This window comes from Robertmurraya massiliosenegalensis JC6 (assembly GCF_000311725.1).
Lineage (GTDB): Bacteria > Bacillota > Bacilli > Bacillales > Cytobacillaceae > Robertmurraya > Robertmurraya massiliosenegalensis.
Genome location: NZ_HE978524.1, coordinates 1 through 15911, shown reverse-complemented (window position 1 = coordinate 15911; position 15911 = coordinate 1). Strand labels below are relative to the sequence as shown.

Here is a 15911-nt window from a genome sequence, read left to right as displayed (position 1 = left end):
GACGTATGATTTGTTTAGTTTTCAAAGTGCAATAATTTTTCACGAATAGGAAAATATCTTTCAATATTCGTTAAAATAAAATTCATATTCATTTTAACTCATCGCTTAGGAGCGACTTTATTAATATACCATTCTCACAATCAAATGTCAACAACTTTTTATAAGTAGTTAACTTGTTATCTTGTGACGACTTTTAATATGTTATCACCATTTAGAACCCATGTCAACATTTTTATAAAATCCATGTATCAATTGCTACTAATGCACATAATCCCGGAATTCCAAGGAATCCTGAAACAGCTGAAGTTGCTAAATTAATGGGGATATGAATCCCAAATTGATTTCCTAAAACATTTAAAAAAAACAGCAGTAATGCACCGATTAATAATTTCACGATCCCTTGCCCAACGAAACGAATTGGTTTTAAAGGGGTACCTACTAAAAGAAATAGAACTATTAACCCTCCTATTAGGGCAATCACAACAACTGGTTCCAAAAAAATCCTCCTCCCATCAAAATCACCTATACTAAAATATGTACAAGTTCTTTTAAAAATGACATGGGAGGAGTGTTTTTATTTTCGGATATTAATTTTCCTTGATTTTGCTTCCTTTATTAAATAGAAGTATTTTGCTTCTGCAAGCTTGGCAGAGCATAAAATTTCTTCAGAAGGATCAAAGCTTTTTTCTACTAACGATTTTTGGTTTGTCCAATCTGCCCGAATTTCACTAATTTGCCTTAAAAGCTTTTCATCAAATTCTTTGCGCAGCCAGCCTTTTCGTCGAAAAAACATGGTCATACCTCCGCTTGATCATTTACCCGTTCCAAATATCAAAGCCCTTAAACTTCTCTTCTACCCTCAAGTGCTTTTGACAAGGTCACTTCGTCGGCATACTCTAAATCCCCACCTACAGGTAAACCATGTGCAATTCGCGTGATTCTTATTCCTGATGGTTTTAAAAGTCTCGATATATACATCGCTGTAGCTTCTCCCTCGATATTGGGATTAGTAGCAAGAATAATTTCTTCCACTATTTCATCTTGAAGCCTTTTTAGTAAATCAGGAATATTGATATCTTCTGGACCAATTCCATCCATAGGTGAAATAGCCCCATGTAAAACATGATAAAGTCCACCAAACTCCTTCATTTTTTCCATTGCGATGACATCTTTTGGATCTTGAACAACACAAATAACGGAACGATCCCGTCTTTCATCTGTACAAATATAACACGGGTCCTGATCAGTGATATGTCCACAGACAGAACAATAGCTTAAATTTCTTTTTGCATTCACTAACGCCTTTGCAAAATCAAGAACGACGTCTTCCTTCATACTTAGCACAAAAAACGCCAGACGAGCGGCCGTTTTCGGGCCGATACCTGGCAATTTCATAAAGCTGTCAATTAGCTTAGATATTGGTTCAGGATAATGCATATTTTTCCCCCGCCTAGAACATTCCTGGAAGGTTCATCCCTTTAGTGAATTGTCCCATTGTTTGATTTGTTAACTCATCTGCCTTTTTCAAAGCATCATTTGTTGCCGCTAAAACGAGATCCTGTAACATTTCGATATCTTCCGGATCAACTACCTCTTCCTTAATTTTTACTTCAAGGACTTCTTTATGACCGGAAACAATTACTGTGACCATTCCACCACCAGCAGTACCTTCAATTTGCTTTTCTCCTAACTCTTCCTGAGCTTCTGCCATTTTCTTTTGCATTTTTTGCATTTGCTTCATCATATTTTGCATATTACCCATTCCACGCATATTGTTCATTCCTCCATTAATCTTTTATTTCGATAAGAGTATCTCCAAATAATTTAACTGCTTCTGATACAATCGGGTCAGCCTCAGCTGTAGAGGACTCCCCTTCTAACTCGTCAGACCCATCATCTTTGTGCCCTTTCAGAAATTCCTCTCTTAAGTGAAGCCATTGTTCTTCTGGCACTCCAATAATTTGTAATTGCTTTCCTGTTAACTCTTCAAATAACTTCGTTAAAACCTGTAAAAAGCTAGCATTTTCCATTGCCATTTGGCAATGAATTTCATACTTGAATTTAATAATAAAAGCACTTGTTGAAGCTGCTACTGGTTCAGCCTCATTTAGCAAAGCGGCTTGAGACCTCATCTGTTTTTGGGCAAGACGGCCAAGCATTTCACCCCAGCGACCTTTAACAAGATTTAAATCTGATTTTGTTGCCTCTTTTAAAATTTCGTTGATTCTCCCAGCAGGGGCTTGGAATCCTTTGCGGTTAACACGTTGCGGCTTCGGTTTAGATGCAACCGGTGATTCATCGCTAACTTGTATTCCTTTTTCTTTCAGCTCCTGTAGCTCTGCCTCTAATTGTTCAAGCTTACTTAATAGCTTTCCCACTTCATTCGAACTAGAACGAGCTACTTTTTCAAGCTGACATAACTTCACAATCGCTACTTCTAAGAAAATTCTTGGATGATTTGTCCAGCGCATTTCTTGTTGCGTTTTATTGAGAATATCAATAATTTCATAGATCTCTTCTTGTTCATTCATTTTTGTTAGCTCTTGAAATTCTTCATCCAGCATTACTCGTTCCATTGATTCTTCCAATGTTGGGGCAGCTTTATATAAGAGCATATCACGATAGAACAAAATAAAATCTTCAACAAATCTAGAAGGATCTTTTCCTTGAAATAATAGCTCTTCTAATGCGGACAATCCTTCTGCTACATCCTTCTTTTTTATCGAAAAAGCAAGACGATTAAGGAAATTTTGTGAAACAGCACCAGTAACAGTTAACGCATCTTCCAATGTAACCCGATCCTGACTAAAGGAGATCGCCTGGTCTAATAAACTTAAAGCATCTCGCATTCCACCTTCTGCCGCTCTTGCAACAACTTGCAACGCTTTATCCTCAACCTCGACTCCAGTTTCATCGACAATCATCTTCATTCGATTAACGATGGCACTTGCTGAAATTCTTTTAAAATCAAAGCGTTGGCAGCGAGACAAGATTGTTAGTGGAATTTTATGTGGTTCTGTTGTAGCTAAAATAAAAATAACATGCTTTGGTGGTTCCTCAAGTGTTTTTAGTAAAGCGTTAAAGGCACCGATGGAAAGCATATGAACTTCATCAATAATGTAGACCTTATACTTAACAGAACTTGGGGCATACTTTACTTTGTCTCGGATGTCTCTGATTTCATCAACACCATTATTGGATGCCGCATCAATTTCAATCACATCTGAAATAGAACCATCTGTTATTCCTCTGCAAGATGGACACTCATTACACGGTTCTTGAATAGGTGCTCTCTCACAATTCACTGCTTTCGCTAATATCTTTGCCGCACTCGTTTTCCCAGTGCCTCTTGGTCCAGAAAATAAGTAAGCATGTGAAATCTTTTCTTGAAGCAGGGCGTTTTGTAGCGTTTTTGTCACATGCTCCTGCCCGACAACATCAAAGAACTGCTGCGGACGCCAAACACGATATAAAGCTTGATAACTCACAGACACGCCCCCTCCATTTAACATATGTACATTGCTTTTTAAGCAACACAGAAATAGTCTCCCTCATTATACCTTAATTTTTTTCTAATGAAAAATAATCACTGGCAATGAATTTGGACAAAATTAAAAAAGCCCATTCAAAATGTAGGAAGCTTCCGGTTTGTCTAATTCGCTCCAACCATCTCTCACCCTTAAGCGGAATTTTTCCTGTTATCTCCTCGATGAAGTCCCTTTTAGGGGAAATAACGGAAGATTTTCCGCTTACGGAGGGCAAAATCGTTTATTTGGGCATTTTTTGAGGGAATAGCAGGAATTTCTCCTGTTATTTCGGCTCTTTTTCATGATGGTTGCTTATTAAGCGGAATTTTTCCTGTTATGTTTTCATACCGATACTCCTATTGTTTATACGAAGATTTCATCCACAAGTCGAGGGAGTTTATAAATTCATGGACAACAAAAAACTCACCCTTGTTCGGATGAGTTTAAACATTCATTGGTAAAACCGTGCACCTTTCGTCGACTGACGTCCATAAGCGTTACTTAGGTAGTTAGCTCAGCTCAGGCAACCCTGCGGCACATGGGAGTGTCCACTTAATGCTGCTTCCTTCCGGACCTGACATGGTTCATGGATTCCCATTGCGCAGGACCCGAGCTTCAACACCACTTACCTAAGGCAGACCCTACAGAGCATCAGCCTCAGAAAAGGAATTCAGTCTCGCTAGAGCGGATTGCGAGTACAGGGCACCGCTACCTCCCCACCTAGCACGGCATATACAAGTATACTAAGAAACAAGCTAAAAATCAATCTTTAGCCATTGTAAATTATTGTAAGTCCTTTTTGGCTGCTTTTCTTTTCTTTTTTTCATCACGTAGTTTTCGAAAGAAATCGGTAAGAAGCTGACCACACTCTTCTTCTAGGACTCCTGATATCACGTTACTTTGATGGTTAAATCTTTGATCCTGTAAAAGATTCATAAAAGTACCAGCACATCCCCCTTTCGGATCATTCGCTCCGTAAACAACATTCTCAATTCTAGAAAGCATGCTTGCTCCTGCACACATCGGACAAGGCTCTAAAGTAACATAGAGTGTAGCCTTCTCCAATCTCCATGTACCAAGTATACGACAAGCTTCATCAATCGCCAGGATCTCGGCATGAGCGATTGCCGATTGATTCGACTCTCTTAAGTTGTGAGCTCGAGCGATAATGACACCATCTAGGACAATAACCGCTCCAATAGGTACTTCACCAAGTTCCTCAGCTTTTTTTGCCTCTGCAATTGCTTCTCTCATAAATAATTCATGCATTGATAATTCCATTTTAAACTCCTTCATCCAAATAGCTATTACCTAGTTTATCCAACAAGTATGTCCAATTGTCAATTCCTACATCTTCTTTGCATAGGATGAATGTAGCCTAAATCTGGGCAAGGAGGAGATATGATGCAAATTCATGTTGTTCAACAAAATCAATCATTATTTGGCATCGCACAAGCCTATGGTACAACAGTGGATGAATTAATAGAAGCCAATGAGATTCCAAACCCTGATCGTCTAGTCGTGGGACAGACCTTAGTCATCCCTATTGTCGGGCGATTTTATTGGGTTCAACCTGGAGATAGTTTATGGACCATTGCCAATCGCTTCAGTCTTTCTTATCAGCAACTCGCATCCATAAATGGAATTCCAGCCAACCAACCTCTTCGTGTGGGAATGAGATTGTATATTCCCCAACTCCCTAAAGAAGAGGCTGAATTTAATGCGTACGTGGAACCGAGGGGGACAACAGTTGCTCCAAACTTAGTAGAAAGTGCAAGAGATGCAGCACCCTATCTAACATACTTAGCTCCCTTTAGTTTTCAAGCACAACGAGATGGGACATTAAAAGAACCTTTACTCAATGATTTTCCTTCCATCGCTACTGCTAACAATGCTATTTTGATGATGGTCATCACCAATCAAGAAAATGATCAATTTAGTGACGAACTTGGACGAATTCTACTAAATGATATGGAGATCCAAAATACTTTTTTAGATAATATTGTTGCCACAGCCCAAAAGTATGGTTTCCGCGATATTCATTTCGACTTAGAATACTTGCGTCCTGCAGACCGAGAAGCTTACAATCAATTTTTACGAAAAGCAAAGGATCGCTTTGCCGAACAGGGCTGGCTCTTATCAACTGCCCTAGCTCCAAAAACAAGTGCTGAACAAGAGGGAGCATGGTACGAAGCCCACGATTACCGTGCCCATGGTGAAATTGTCGATTTTGTTGTCATTATGACTTATGAATGGGGGTATAGCGGAGGGCCTGCGATGGCTGTATCTCCAATTGGACCTGTTCGTGATGTGATCGAGTACGCCTTAACAGAAATGCCAGCCTCTAAAATTATGATGGGCCAAAATTTATATGGATACGACTGGACTCTTCCTTTCGTTCAAGGCTCCATCGCCAGAGCCGTTAGTCCTCAACAAGCAATTCAGCTCGCAGCTGAACACAATGTTCCGATTCAATATGATACGACAGCACAAGCCCCTTTTTTCCATTATGTTGATGGAGAAGGAAGACGACACGAAGTTTGGTTTGAGGATGCTCGTTCTATTCAAGCGAAGTTTGACATGATCAAAGAACTTAATTTACGTGGAATGAGCTATTGGAAACTTGGGTTATCTTTCCCACAAAATTGGCTTCTAATCGTTGAAAATTTTGATGTCGTCAAACGTTAAGCAAGGAACCGAAGCAAGCAGCCAGAATCATGGGCTTCTTGCTTTTTTATACATAATTTTACTGAAGAATTTATCCCCAAACTTCCTTGATTACATGATACTATAGTGGAGGTGAAAAATTTTGTCGAATTGATTAAAGGAGTTAAGTGAATGAACGAAGTACCTTTTATTACTGTGGAAGGGCCAATCGGGGTCGGAAAAACTTCCCTCGCAAAAGCCATTTCTGAACATTATCAATATAGACTTCTCCTCGAGATTGTCGATGAAAATCCTTTTTTAGAAAGGTTTTATGAGAATCTTGAAGAATGGAGTTTTCAAACGGAAATGTTTTTCCTTTGTAATCGCTATAAGCAGCTTGGTGATATTAAGGAGCATTTTCTAAATAAACATATCCCTGTCGTAGCAGATTACCATGTTTATAAAAATATCATTTTTGCTCAGCGTACGTTAAAGCCTCATGACTATACAAAGTACTTAGACATTTACAACATTTTAACGGCAGATATGCCAAAGCCAAATATTATGATTTACTTACAAGCAAGTTTAGATACGCTGTTCTCACGAATTAATCATCGCGGCCGCTCACAAGAAAAGAATATAAGCCCCGATTACCTACAGCAATTATCTTTCGATTATGAACAAGCCATGCTCGATTTCGAGAAAAAAAATCCAACTATCCCTATTCTCCGCTTAAATGGTGATCATATGGATTTCGTTAACAACAAACAGGATTTAGACCATATATTTGATCAATTAAATTCATTACTTTCACATAAGGGGACATCTTTATGAATCTTCGCGAAAAATACGACATAAAAAAGAACGCCGTTATTACGATTGCTGGTACAGTTGGGGTTGGAAAATCAACAATGACAACTGCTTTAGCAGAAGCTTTACAATTTAAAACTTCATTAGAACGAGTTCACGATAATCCATATTTAGATAAATTTTATAAAGATTTTTCTCGTTGGAGCTTTCATCTCCAAATCTATTTTCTAGCAGAACGTTTTAAGGAACAAAAAAGAATGTTTGAATACGGGGGAGGATTTATCCAGGATCGTTCGATCTATGAGGATACTGGAATTTTTGCAAAAATGCATTATGACAAAGGGACGATGTCGAAGGTAGATTATGAAACGTATACGAGTCTCTTTGAAGCAATGGTCATGACTCCATACTTCCCACATCCTGATTTATTAATTTATTTGGAAGGTTCTTTAGAGGACGTCCTTGATCGAATCAAATTACGGGGACGTGAAATGGAACAAGAAACACCGATTGATTACTGGCAGGAAATGCACGGTCGCTATGAAGAGTGGATCAATCATTTTAGCGCTTGCCCCATTCTCCGATTAAATATTAAGGATTATGACCTTCAACAAGAAAACGCATCGATTGAACCGATTCTTGAGCAAATTGCTGATAAATTAAAGACGAAAGCATAAAAAATCCGCTACGATTGTAGCGGATTTTATAATCTCCAATATTATGCGCTATTGTTTGAGAATCAATATGGAGGAGGAAAGGGGATTCGAACCCCTGCGCGGTTTGACCCGCCTGTCGGTTTTCAAGACCGATCCCTTCAGCCGGACTTGGGTATTCCTCCGTATTATCGACAAGTTGTAATATACCATTTCTAAAATAGGCTTGTCAACACTTTAAAATAATTTATTTTCATCTCTATGCTAGTATGCCACAGTTGAGTAGATTTCATCATGTACAAAGGCAATTTTAATAACGTATATTACACTGCGTTCAGATAGAGCTATTTCAGGAAGGATATAACTATGATCATGCTTCGTTTTTTAATTAAAGGTGCGCCATAAGTTTAAACAAAGAGAGCGAGATAGAACTCGCTCTCTTCTATATTTTACTTAATGACTTCTCGATTTCCCATATATGGACGTAATACTTCTGGAATCACAACACTACCATCAGCTTGCTGATAATTTTCAAGAATTGCCGCAACCGTTCTTCCAATCGCCAGCCCAGAGCCATTTAATGTATGAACATGTTCCGGCTTTCCTTTAGGTTCTCTACGGAAACGAATATTTGCACGTCTCGCTTGGAACCCTTCAAAGTTACTGCAAGAAGAAATTTCACGATACGTTTCATAGCTTGGAATCCACACTTCTATATCATACTTCTTCGCAGCAGTAAAACCTAAATCACCTGTACACATTCTCATAACACGGTAAGGAAGACCTAATAATTGCAGTACCTTTTCTGCATTCCCCGTTAATTTTTCCAGTTCTTCATAAGAATCCTCTGGCTTTACAAATTTCACGAGCTCAACTTTATTAAATTGATGCTGACGAATTAATCCTCTTGTATCACGTCCTGCAGAACCAGCTTCAGAACGGAAACAAGCACTAAATGCCGCATAGTTGATAGGAAGTGATTCTCCATCTAAAATTTCATCACGGTGAAGATTCGTAACTGGTACTTCAGCTGTCGGAATTAGGAAATAATCCTCACTCCCAATCAAGAAAGCATCTTCTTCAAACTTCGGAAGTTGACCTGTACCAGTCATACTAGCACGATTCACCATGTATGGAGGTAGAATTTCTTGATAACCATGCTCTTCAGTATGCAAATCAAGCATGAAGTTAAACAATGCTCTTTCAAGACGTGCCCCTAACCCTTTATAAAAAACAAAGCGGCTTCCCGTTACTTTTCCTGCTCGTTCAAAATCCAGAATTCCCAAGTTGTCAGCAACTTCCCAGTGAGGCTTTGGTTCAAACTCAAATTCTCGAACCTCTCCCCATGTCCGATGAAGCACGTTGTCATCTTCCGTTTCCCCAACTGGAACACTTTCATGAGGAATATTTGGAATGCTTAACATCAAATTCTCAAGAGTTTCTTCCACTTCACGTAATTCTTCATCTAACACTTTAATTTTATCGCCAACTTCACGCATCTCAGCGATTAATTGGTCCGCATCCTTTTTCTCTCGTTTCAAAGCGGCAACTTGTTGAGATACTTCATTACGCTTACTCTTAAGCTGCTCCGCTTCAACAATGAGCTCTCTTCTCTTTTTGTCTAAATCCTCAAATTTTCCTAAGTCTGTTAAATCTTCCCCACGATGTTGAAGCTTTGCCTTCACTTCGTCAAAATTGGCACGTAAATACTTTAGATCCAACATGTCAAACACCTCTTCTTTTTATTTCGTAATTTTTGCAATGATTATAGTTTTTTTGTAAATGTCCAGAAGCCGACATTTACATCTTCAGTGGGGTTCAGAAGATCACATTAGCCTTGTACGGCACTTTTCGCCGGACCCCTTATTGTTTTTTTAGTGAATAGATTAGAATTATTTTCCTAAATAATCATTCAAAAAACAATATTTACGAAAAGAGCCTTTTATTTAAGCAAACAAAAAACTCCCGTCCCCTAAAAAAGGGACGAGAGTTACCCGCGTTGCCACCCTAGTTGAAAGCAAAAAAAGACTTTCCACCTTAAATCGATAACGGTTTAACCCGGAAGTATTTACTAGACTCTTGACTAGAGCATTCCATACTTCACTCAAGGATGGATTCACAAGCTCCATTCACTGGTTTGCACCAACCACCAGCTCTCTTCTAGAACGGATTTCCTGTTACTACTTCCTCTCATTGCTTTTGCTATAGGGAATTTTGTAACTAAATTTACTATAATTATCTTCCAATTGCAACCTTTTTATGCAATAGTTTCTCTAATCATATCGATAAAATAAGCGGTAATCCGATGGTCATCTGTTAATTCAGGATGAAAGGAACATCCTAACAGATTCCCTTCTCTCGCCATCACAATGCGCTCATGATGCTTTGCTAATATTTGTACATTTCCACCGGCCTTAACAATATGAGGAGCACGAATAAAGACAGCATTATAGTCTTCTGCTATGCCAGCGATCGCTAAGTTTGCTTCAAAGCTTTCCTTCTGTCTCCCAAAGGAATTTCTCTCTACAGTCACATCCATAACAGCGATATGGGGTTCGTCATAACCAACTAGATTTTTGGCAAGTAAAATAAGACCAGCACATGTCCCAAACATTGGTTTTCCCGTCTGGGCAAACTCTTTCAAACCATCCATAAAGTCATATTTATCAATTAGTCTTCTAATGGCGGTGCTTTCTCCTCCAGGCATGACAAGCCCGTCTATTTCTATTAGCTGCTCTTTTTTCTTAATCATTATGGCCTCGGCCCCACATGCCTCAATTGCGCGAATATGTTCCCTGACTGCACCTTGTAAGGCTAATACTCCAACTTTGATCATCCTTCTTACCAACCACGTTCTTGCATACGAGCTTCAGGAGCTAAAGTAGAAATTTCAATCCCTTTCATCGGTGTTCCTAGTTCCTTTGAAAGCTCAGCAATTAGTTTATAATCTTGATAGTGGGTAGTCGCTTCTACAATTGCTCTAGCAAATTTCGCTGGATTCTCAGATTTAAAAATTCCAGAACCGACGAATACTCCATCAGCACCCAACTCCATCATTAACGCAGCATCAGCAGGCGTTGCAACACCACCTGCTGCAAAGTTAACAACTGGTAAGCGTCCATGCTCTTTAATTTCTAATAAAAGCTCATATGGTGCTCCAAGAAGCTTAGCTTCTGTCATCACTTCATCTTCACTCATATTCACGAGCTTACGAACCTGAGCATTGACTTTACGCATATGACGAACTGCCTCCACGATGTTTCCTGTGCCTGGCTCACCCTTTGTCCGTAACATCGAAGCACCCTCTCCAATACGACGGGCTGCCTCACCTAAATCTCTACATCCACAAACGAATGGCACCGTATAATCACGTTTGTTTAAATGATATTCCTCATCGGCTGGTGTCAACACTTCACTTTCATCTATGTAATCTACACCCATCGCTTCTAGTACTCTAGCTTCAACGATATGTCCGATCCGTGCCTTTGCCATAACTGGAATGGTGACAGCATTCATCACTTCTTCAACAATACGGGGATCCGCCATACGTGCAACTCCGCCTGCAGCTCTAATATCCGATGGTACTCTTTCCAATGCCATTACAGCAACTGCACCGGCTTCTTCTGCAATTTTTGCTTGTTCTGCATTTACCACATCCATGATAACGCCGCCCTTTTGCATTTCGGCCATACCACGTTTTACACGATCTGTACCTGTTTTCACGTTGTAATCCCCCTTAGAATAAATACGATTAAATTGAAAATAGAATAAATATTAGGAAAATAAAACTGCTACTAAATCCATCGGAATTAATATCCTTCCCTAATGAAAATAAACAACAAAAAAGGTTTCCTGTCAAGGACAAGAAACCTTTTTTATTAAAACCAACCTTTAACGGTTGAAGACACACTTCCCCATAAATCGCCAAAGAATCCACCAATACCACGCATCATTAGAACAAACCAATTGGCCTTTTCAACATTTTCAGCTGCGATAAGATCTACTGTCATACTCTTTTGTCCTTCAGAGCTTAAATAAACAGCTTCTCCATCCTTAAATTGAATTGTTACTGTTCCAATTTTGTCTCCCTTTTTAATCGGAGCAGTTAGAGCACCTTCTTCATTTAACTTATCTTTATCAAGTTTGACAACCGTATCAAAATTCTCTTGTTCAGCAGGCGTTACAATTGAGCTAATCGCATCAGCTGAATGTACTTTCACTTGATCTTCCTTCCCTTTGGAAACAGGAACCGTCTCTGTCCCTTTCACTACATATTCAGCAGGAACTAATTCCTCTTTACTAAAATTATTGAAGGCAAAATCCAATAGTTTTTTCGTCTCTACAAAGCGCTCAGTTTGAGATTTTGTTCCCATTACTACCGTAATATATCTTACGCCATCTCTACTTGCCGTACCCGTAAAACAAAAACCAGCAAAGTTTGTAGACCCTGTTTTCAATCCATCCAAACCTTCATAGGTGAACTGTTGATAATATGAATATCTATCTGCGATGTCACGATACCCTTCCAACATCCAGTTCCAGTTATCCATGACAAATCGATCTTTAGTTCCTTCTGCAAATGTTTTTTCAGGAATGCTAGACGTTTCTAAAACTTCTGGGAAATCTTTTAATATCTGATACGCTAACTTTGCTACCGCTCTAGCAGACATCACATTTTCTTCTTCTGCACCACCTACAACATCTGGAAAATGTTTCGCTAAATCACGGTTATTTAATCCTGTTGAATTCACGAATTTGAAATCACCAAGGCCTAATTCCTCAGCCTTTTCATTCATTAATTTCACAAAATTAGCTTCTGATCCAGCTACAATTTCAGCAATTGCTACTGTTGCTGCGTTTGCCGACTCAATCGCCATAGCCGAGTAAAGGTCTTCTACAGTATACGCACTATCAACACGTAAATAAACATTACTTAAATCATCATCATGAGACATTTTAGAAAGCTCCGGAGAGATCGTAAACGTTTGATCCCATTTCACTTTCCCTTCCTTTACAGCTTCTAATAGGAGGTACTCAGTCATCATTTTTGTCATGCTGGCAATTCCTAAAACAGTCTCTGCATTCTTTTCGTAAAGGATTTTACCAGTTTCTGCATCAATTAAAATGACCGCATTAGCATTAATATCTATATTTTCAGCAGCTGCTGCTGGCTTTTGAATAAACCCAATCATTAATACGAACGTTAATAAACAAACAATACTTTTTTGTATGAAGCTTTTTTTCACTGTGAGCCCTCCAAGTCTTAATTTACACCCTTGTTATTTTAACATAGTTCGATATACAAGCATAGATAGAGTATTTTCCTATTTTTATATGTTAGTGGAAATTAGTTCATAAAAAAACTGACCTGCTTAACGTCAGCAAGTCAGTTTAAATCACTATTATGAAATTGAGTAGTTCGGTGCTTCCTTCGTAATTTGGACATCATGTGGATGACTTTCTCGTAATCCTGCTCCTGTCATACGGATAAATTGAGCATTTTCTCTCAATTCTTCTAGATCTTTTGTCCCACAATACCCCATTCCTGAACGAATTCCTCCGATTAACTGATAAATTGTATCATTAAGAGGTCCTTTATATGGTAGCCTTCCTTCAATGCCTTCAGGAACAAACTTTTTATTATCCTCTTGGAAATAGCGATCTTTAGAACCCTTTTCCATCGCTGCAACTGATCCCATTCCACGGTAAACCTTAAAACGACGACCTTGGAAGATTTCTGTTTCCCCTGGGCTCTCAGACACACCAGCTAGTAGACTTCCTAGCATAACAGCATGTCCCCCTGCAGCTAATGCTTTTACAATGTCACCTGAGTATTTAATCCCACCGTCAGCAATAATCGCTTTTCCATGCTTTCTTGCCTCTGTTGCACAATCATAAACAGCTGTGATTTGAGGAACACCAACACCAGCAACTACACGAGTAGTACAAATTGAACCTGGCCCTATTCCTACCTTAACAATATCAGCTCCTGCTTCAATTAGCTCCCTTGTTGCTTCTGCAGTTGCCACATTCCCTGCTATAATTGCTACATTAGGAAAACCATCTCTTACTTGCTTAACCGTCTCAATAACCCCTTTAGAGTGTCCGTGTGCTGTATCAATCACAATGACATCCACGTGTGCATGAACAAGTGCTTCTACACGGCGCATCGTATCCTTTGTCACACCAACAGCTGCACCTGCCAACAATCTTCCCGCCGCATCCTTTGCCGAGTTTGGAAACTCAATCACTTTCTCGATATCTTTGATCGTGATTAATCCTTTTAAAATTCCGTTCTCATCAACAAGAGGTAATTTTTCAATTTTGTACTTTTGCAAAATACTCTCTGCTTCAGCTAATGTTGTCCCAACTGGAGCTGTTACAAGATTTTCCTTTGTCATCACATCAGAAATTTTGATCGAATAATCTTGAATAAAACGGAGGTCACGGTTTGTCAGGATTCCAACAAGCTTTTGCTCATTTTCGTTATTCACGATCGGTACACCTGAGATACGATATTTGCCCATTAGATGCTCTGCATCAAATACTTGATGCTCAGGAGTTAAGAAAAACGGATTCGTAATAACTCCACTTTCCGAACGCTTAACTTTGAGCACTTGATCTGCCTGTTGCTCAATCGACATATTTTTGTGGATAATCCCTAATCCACCTTGTCTAGCCATCGCAATAGCCATTTCCGCTTCTGTAACTGTATCCATCCCTGCACTGACAATCGGAATATTTAACTTCACTTTTTCCGTAAGCTTGACCTGTAACTGAACATCTTTTGGTAAAACCTCTGATTTTGCTGGTACTAAAAGGACATCATCAAAGGTTAACCCTTCTTTAGCAAATTTATTTTCCCACATCTTTTTGACCTCCTAGACTCGAAAATATTATTAGTAGGTTATCAATTGGTTAAAATACTGTCAAGGATAAGATGATATGTTAGAGTTTTCAAATAATTAACCAATAGAAATATTTGTTTCTATTCCCATTATATATGGGATAAAAGCTTGATTAACGTTTTACTTGGAGGTTGCGATGTTGTCCACTTTTCAATGGTCTTCATTTTCTATGTTTTTTTCCGCAAACTATACTCAACAATATTTAAAAAAGTGTTATGAACAACAACTGGTAGAGAATCCAGAGCAAAAAGCATATGAGAATTGCTACCCATTTATTTATTATCTCGAACATGGAAAAGTATATTACGAACAGAGTAAAATTTCTCCTTTAATCATTCAGCCCATTCTTCTTTTTTATGGGCTTGTTCATCTCATCAAGGCGTGTATTTTAACTGTCGATCCAAATTATCCAGAAACTACTTCCGTTCTTGCACACGGTGTATCTGCAAGAAAACGTAAAAAACAACAATTTCATTTTTTTGAAGATGAGGTCAAGTTTCAAAAAACAGGCTTATTTCCTTTCTTATCAAAAAAATTGTTTCACATGGAACAATTAGAAGGCGATAAAATGTCGATGGGCAGCCTCTTCAAACAAATTCCAGAATTAAATTCTTTAATCACTTTGTTTGACGGAACTCCCTCTTTTGCGAAGGTTCGTCAGGAAGGAAATGATTTCTATATTCCCAAAAAGGTACTAGATTCTTTTCATATGACCGAAAATCGCTTCGTCGATTTTTTTGTCCACAAATCGATTGAGAATTTCACTCTAAAAAAAGTAGATGGAGATTTCATGGTCTTTGTAAAAGAATACGACAACGAGAGTTTTAATCATACTCCGTTAAAGTATAATCTTTATGAACACACATATTCCCTTCCACTAACTAAAGATAGTGGATTTGTTTTTCATGAGCTATTAATACATTATTTATTACTTTATAACTTAAGCATGATTGCCCGCTATGAAACAGAGTGGTGGAGCGAGCTCGTTAAAACCATGCCAAACAAAGACTTTCCATTGATCGAGACATTCTTACAAATCACCCTAGAAAAAGGCCCTTTTTTGGTTTGCGAATACCTTTCGAAAGCTACTATAAACATTGTGAAGTAGCAATTAACGGACAAAACACTTTTTTTACATTGGTTTCACTTAAAACACTGGAAACAGATTATCTCTTTGGACTGTTCAAATTTTCCTCTTATTGGCGCTTCATGAGGACAAACTTTCTTGATTTTCGCTTGGCTTTGTCCTCATAAAATCTCTATGAGGACATTCTTTCCTGTGACTCTGTTTCACTTTGTCCTCATGAACACTCTATAAAATACAAACTTTCTTACTCAGTCACTTAAATACCTATTTTATAGAATAA

Annotated in this window: 15 protein-coding genes, 1 tRNA gene, 1 other RNA gene and 1 other annotated feature; of the genes, 4 read left to right on the top strand and 13 right to left on the bottom strand. The window is 38.6% G+C overall.

The genetic code is table 11. From position 1 onward, the window contains the following. Nucleotides 1-232 precede the first annotated feature (232 nt). The 7 genes from BMSHG_RS25235 to tadA form a co-directional block, all read right to left on the bottom strand. Entirely contained in the window at nucleotides 233-496 is a 264-nt protein-coding gene (locus tag BMSHG_RS25235; protein WP_019157248.1) for a pro-sigmaK processing inhibitor BofA family protein, read from the bottom strand. Between the two features lie 78 nt (nucleotides 497-574). After that, the gene (locus BMSHG_RS25230; protein ID WP_019157247.1) at nucleotides 575-793 is read right to left on the bottom strand and encodes a YaaL family protein; all 219 of its coding nucleotides are present in this window, start codon (nucleotides 791-793) and stop codon (nucleotides 575-577) included. 47 nt (nucleotides 794-840) lie between these two features. Then, on the bottom strand, nucleotides 841-1437 hold the full coding sequence (gene recR, locus BMSHG_RS25225; protein ID WP_019157246.1) for a recombination mediator RecR: 597 nt from the start codon (nucleotides 1435-1437) through the stop codon (nucleotides 841-843). A gap of 13 nt (nucleotides 1438-1450) precedes the next feature. Next, nucleotides 1451-1771, bottom strand: a complete 321-nt coding sequence (locus BMSHG_RS25220) for a YbaB/EbfC family nucleoid-associated protein (RefSeq protein WP_019157245.1) — start codon at nucleotides 1769-1771, stop codon at nucleotides 1451-1453. A gap of 16 nt (nucleotides 1772-1787) precedes the next feature. Next, nucleotides 1788-3488, bottom strand: coding sequence for a DNA polymerase III subunit gamma/tau (gene dnaX / locus BMSHG_RS25215; RefSeq protein WP_019157244.1), 1701 nt, complete (start codon nucleotides 3486-3488; stop codon nucleotides 1788-1790). Between the two features lie 502 nt (nucleotides 3489-3990). Beyond that, an RNA gene (gene ffs / locus BMSHG_RS27960) (signal recognition particle sRNA large type) lies at nucleotides 3991-4256 on the bottom strand. Nucleotides 4257-4310: 54 nt separating this feature from the next. After that, nucleotides 4311-4796 (bottom strand): tRNA adenosine(34) deaminase TadA, encoded by a 486-nt coding sequence (gene tadA, locus BMSHG_RS25210; RefSeq protein ID WP_392397258.1) that lies wholly within the window; start codon nucleotides 4794-4796, stop codon nucleotides 4311-4313. Nucleotides 4797-4931: 135 nt separating this feature from the next. Here tadA and BMSHG_RS25205 point away from each other — a divergent pair, with 135 nt between their 5' ends. The 3 genes from BMSHG_RS25205 (at nucleotide 4932) to BMSHG_RS25195 (ending at nucleotide 7660) form a co-directional block, all read left to right on the top strand. After that, the gene (locus BMSHG_RS25205) at nucleotides 4932-6215 is read left to right on the top strand and encodes a glycoside hydrolase family 18 protein (RefSeq protein ID WP_019157242.1); all 1284 of its coding nucleotides are present in this window, start codon (nucleotides 4932-4934) and stop codon (nucleotides 6213-6215) included. A 150-nt stretch (nucleotides 6216-6365) separates the two neighbouring features. Then, nucleotides 6366-7007: a deoxynucleoside kinase gene (locus BMSHG_RS25200; protein WP_019157241.1), complete on the top strand. Its 642-nt coding sequence runs from the start codon at nucleotides 6366-6368 to the stop codon at nucleotides 7005-7007. Beyond that, complete coding sequence (locus BMSHG_RS25195; RefSeq protein ID WP_019157240.1) at nucleotides 7004-7660, top strand: deoxynucleoside kinase; 657 nt, start codon at nucleotides 7004-7006, stop codon at nucleotides 7658-7660. Before BMSHG_RS25200 ends, BMSHG_RS25195 begins: the two co-directional genes overlap by 4 nt. A 68-nt stretch (nucleotides 7661-7728) precedes the next feature. Here BMSHG_RS25195 and BMSHG_RS25190 read toward each other — a convergent pair. From BMSHG_RS25190 to guaB, 6 genes are all read right to left on the bottom strand, one after another. Beyond that, nucleotides 7729-7821 (bottom strand) — tRNA-Ser (locus BMSHG_RS25190). Between the two features lie 264 nt (nucleotides 7822-8085). Further along, nucleotides 8086-9360 (bottom strand): serine--tRNA ligase, encoded by a 1275-nt coding sequence (gene serS / locus BMSHG_RS25185; RefSeq protein WP_019157239.1) that lies wholly within the window; start codon nucleotides 9358-9360, stop codon nucleotides 8086-8088. Between the two features lie 252 nt (nucleotides 9361-9612). After that, nucleotides 9613-9839 (bottom strand) — a binding site (T-box leader). 54 nt (nucleotides 9840-9893) lie between these two features. Continuing rightward, on the bottom strand, nucleotides 9894-10472 hold the full coding sequence (gene pdxT / locus BMSHG_RS25180; protein ID WP_019157238.1) for a pyridoxal 5'-phosphate synthase glutaminase subunit PdxT: 579 nt from the start codon (nucleotides 10470-10472) through the stop codon (nucleotides 9894-9896). Between the two features lie 5 nt (nucleotides 10473-10477). After that, entirely contained in the window at nucleotides 10478-11359 is an 882-nt protein-coding gene (pdxS, locus tag BMSHG_RS25175; RefSeq protein ID WP_019157237.1) for a pyridoxal 5'-phosphate synthase lyase subunit PdxS, read from the bottom strand. Between the two features lie 155 nt (nucleotides 11360-11514). Next, nucleotides 11515-12828 (bottom strand): D-alanyl-D-alanine carboxypeptidase family protein, encoded by a 1314-nt coding sequence (locus BMSHG_RS25170; RefSeq protein ID WP_173391090.1) that lies wholly within the window; start codon nucleotides 12826-12828, stop codon nucleotides 11515-11517. Between the two features lie 210 nt (nucleotides 12829-13038). Then, the gene (gene guaB, locus BMSHG_RS25165; RefSeq protein ID WP_019157235.1) at nucleotides 13039-14505 is read right to left on the bottom strand and encodes an IMP dehydrogenase; all 1467 of its coding nucleotides are present in this window, start codon (nucleotides 14503-14505) and stop codon (nucleotides 13039-13041) included. A 175-nt stretch (nucleotides 14506-14680) separates the two neighbouring features. Here guaB and BMSHG_RS25160 point away from each other — a divergent pair, with 175 nt between their 5' ends. Beyond that, on the top strand, nucleotides 14681-15652 hold the full coding sequence (locus tag BMSHG_RS25160) for a YaaC family protein (RefSeq protein ID WP_019157234.1): 972 nt from the start codon (nucleotides 14681-14683) through the stop codon (nucleotides 15650-15652). The last annotated feature ends 259 nt before the right edge of the window (nucleotides 15653-15911 follow it).

Coding starts and splice junctions, on each gene's coding strand:
- BMSHG_RS25230 (WP_019157247.1), bottom strand. CDS start 793: ATGTTTTTTCGACGAAAAGGCTGGCTGCGCAAAGAATTTGATGAAAAG.
- recR (WP_019157246.1), bottom strand. CDS start 1,437: ATGCATTATCCTGAACCAATATCTAAGCTAATTGACAGCTTTATGAAA.
- BMSHG_RS25220 (WP_019157245.1), bottom strand. CDS start 1,771: ATGCGTGGAATGGGTAATATGCAAAATATGATGAAGCAAATGCAAAAA.
- tadA (WP_392397258.1), bottom strand. CDS start 4,796: ATGCATGAATTATTTATGAGAGAAGCAATTGCAGAGGCAAAAAAAGCT.
- BMSHG_RS25205 (WP_019157242.1), top strand. CDS start 4,932: ATGCAAATTCATGTTGTTCAACAAAATCAATCATTATTTGGCATCGCA.
- BMSHG_RS25200 (WP_019157241.1), top strand. CDS start 6,366: ATGAACGAAGTACCTTTTATTACTGTGGAAGGGCCAATCGGGGTCGGA.
- BMSHG_RS25195 (WP_019157240.1), top strand. CDS start 7,004: ATGAATCTTCGCGAAAAATACGACATAAAAAAGAACGCCGTTATTACG.
- serS (WP_019157239.1), bottom strand. CDS start 9,360: ATGTTGGATCTAAAGTATTTACGTGCCAATTTTGACGAAGTGAAGGCA.
- pdxT (WP_019157238.1), bottom strand. CDS start 10,472: ATGATCAAAGTTGGAGTATTAGCCTTACAAGGTGCAGTCAGGGAACAT.
- BMSHG_RS25170 (WP_173391090.1), bottom strand. CDS start 12,828: ATGATTGGGTTTATTCAAAAGCCAGCAGCAGCTGCTGAAAATATAGAT.
- guaB (WP_019157235.1), bottom strand. CDS start 14,505: ATGTGGGAAAATAAATTTGCTAAAGAAGGGTTAACCTTTGATGATGTC.
- BMSHG_RS25160 (WP_019157234.1), top strand. CDS start 14,681: ATGTTGTCCACTTTTCAATGGTCTTCATTTTCTATGTTTTTTTCCGCA.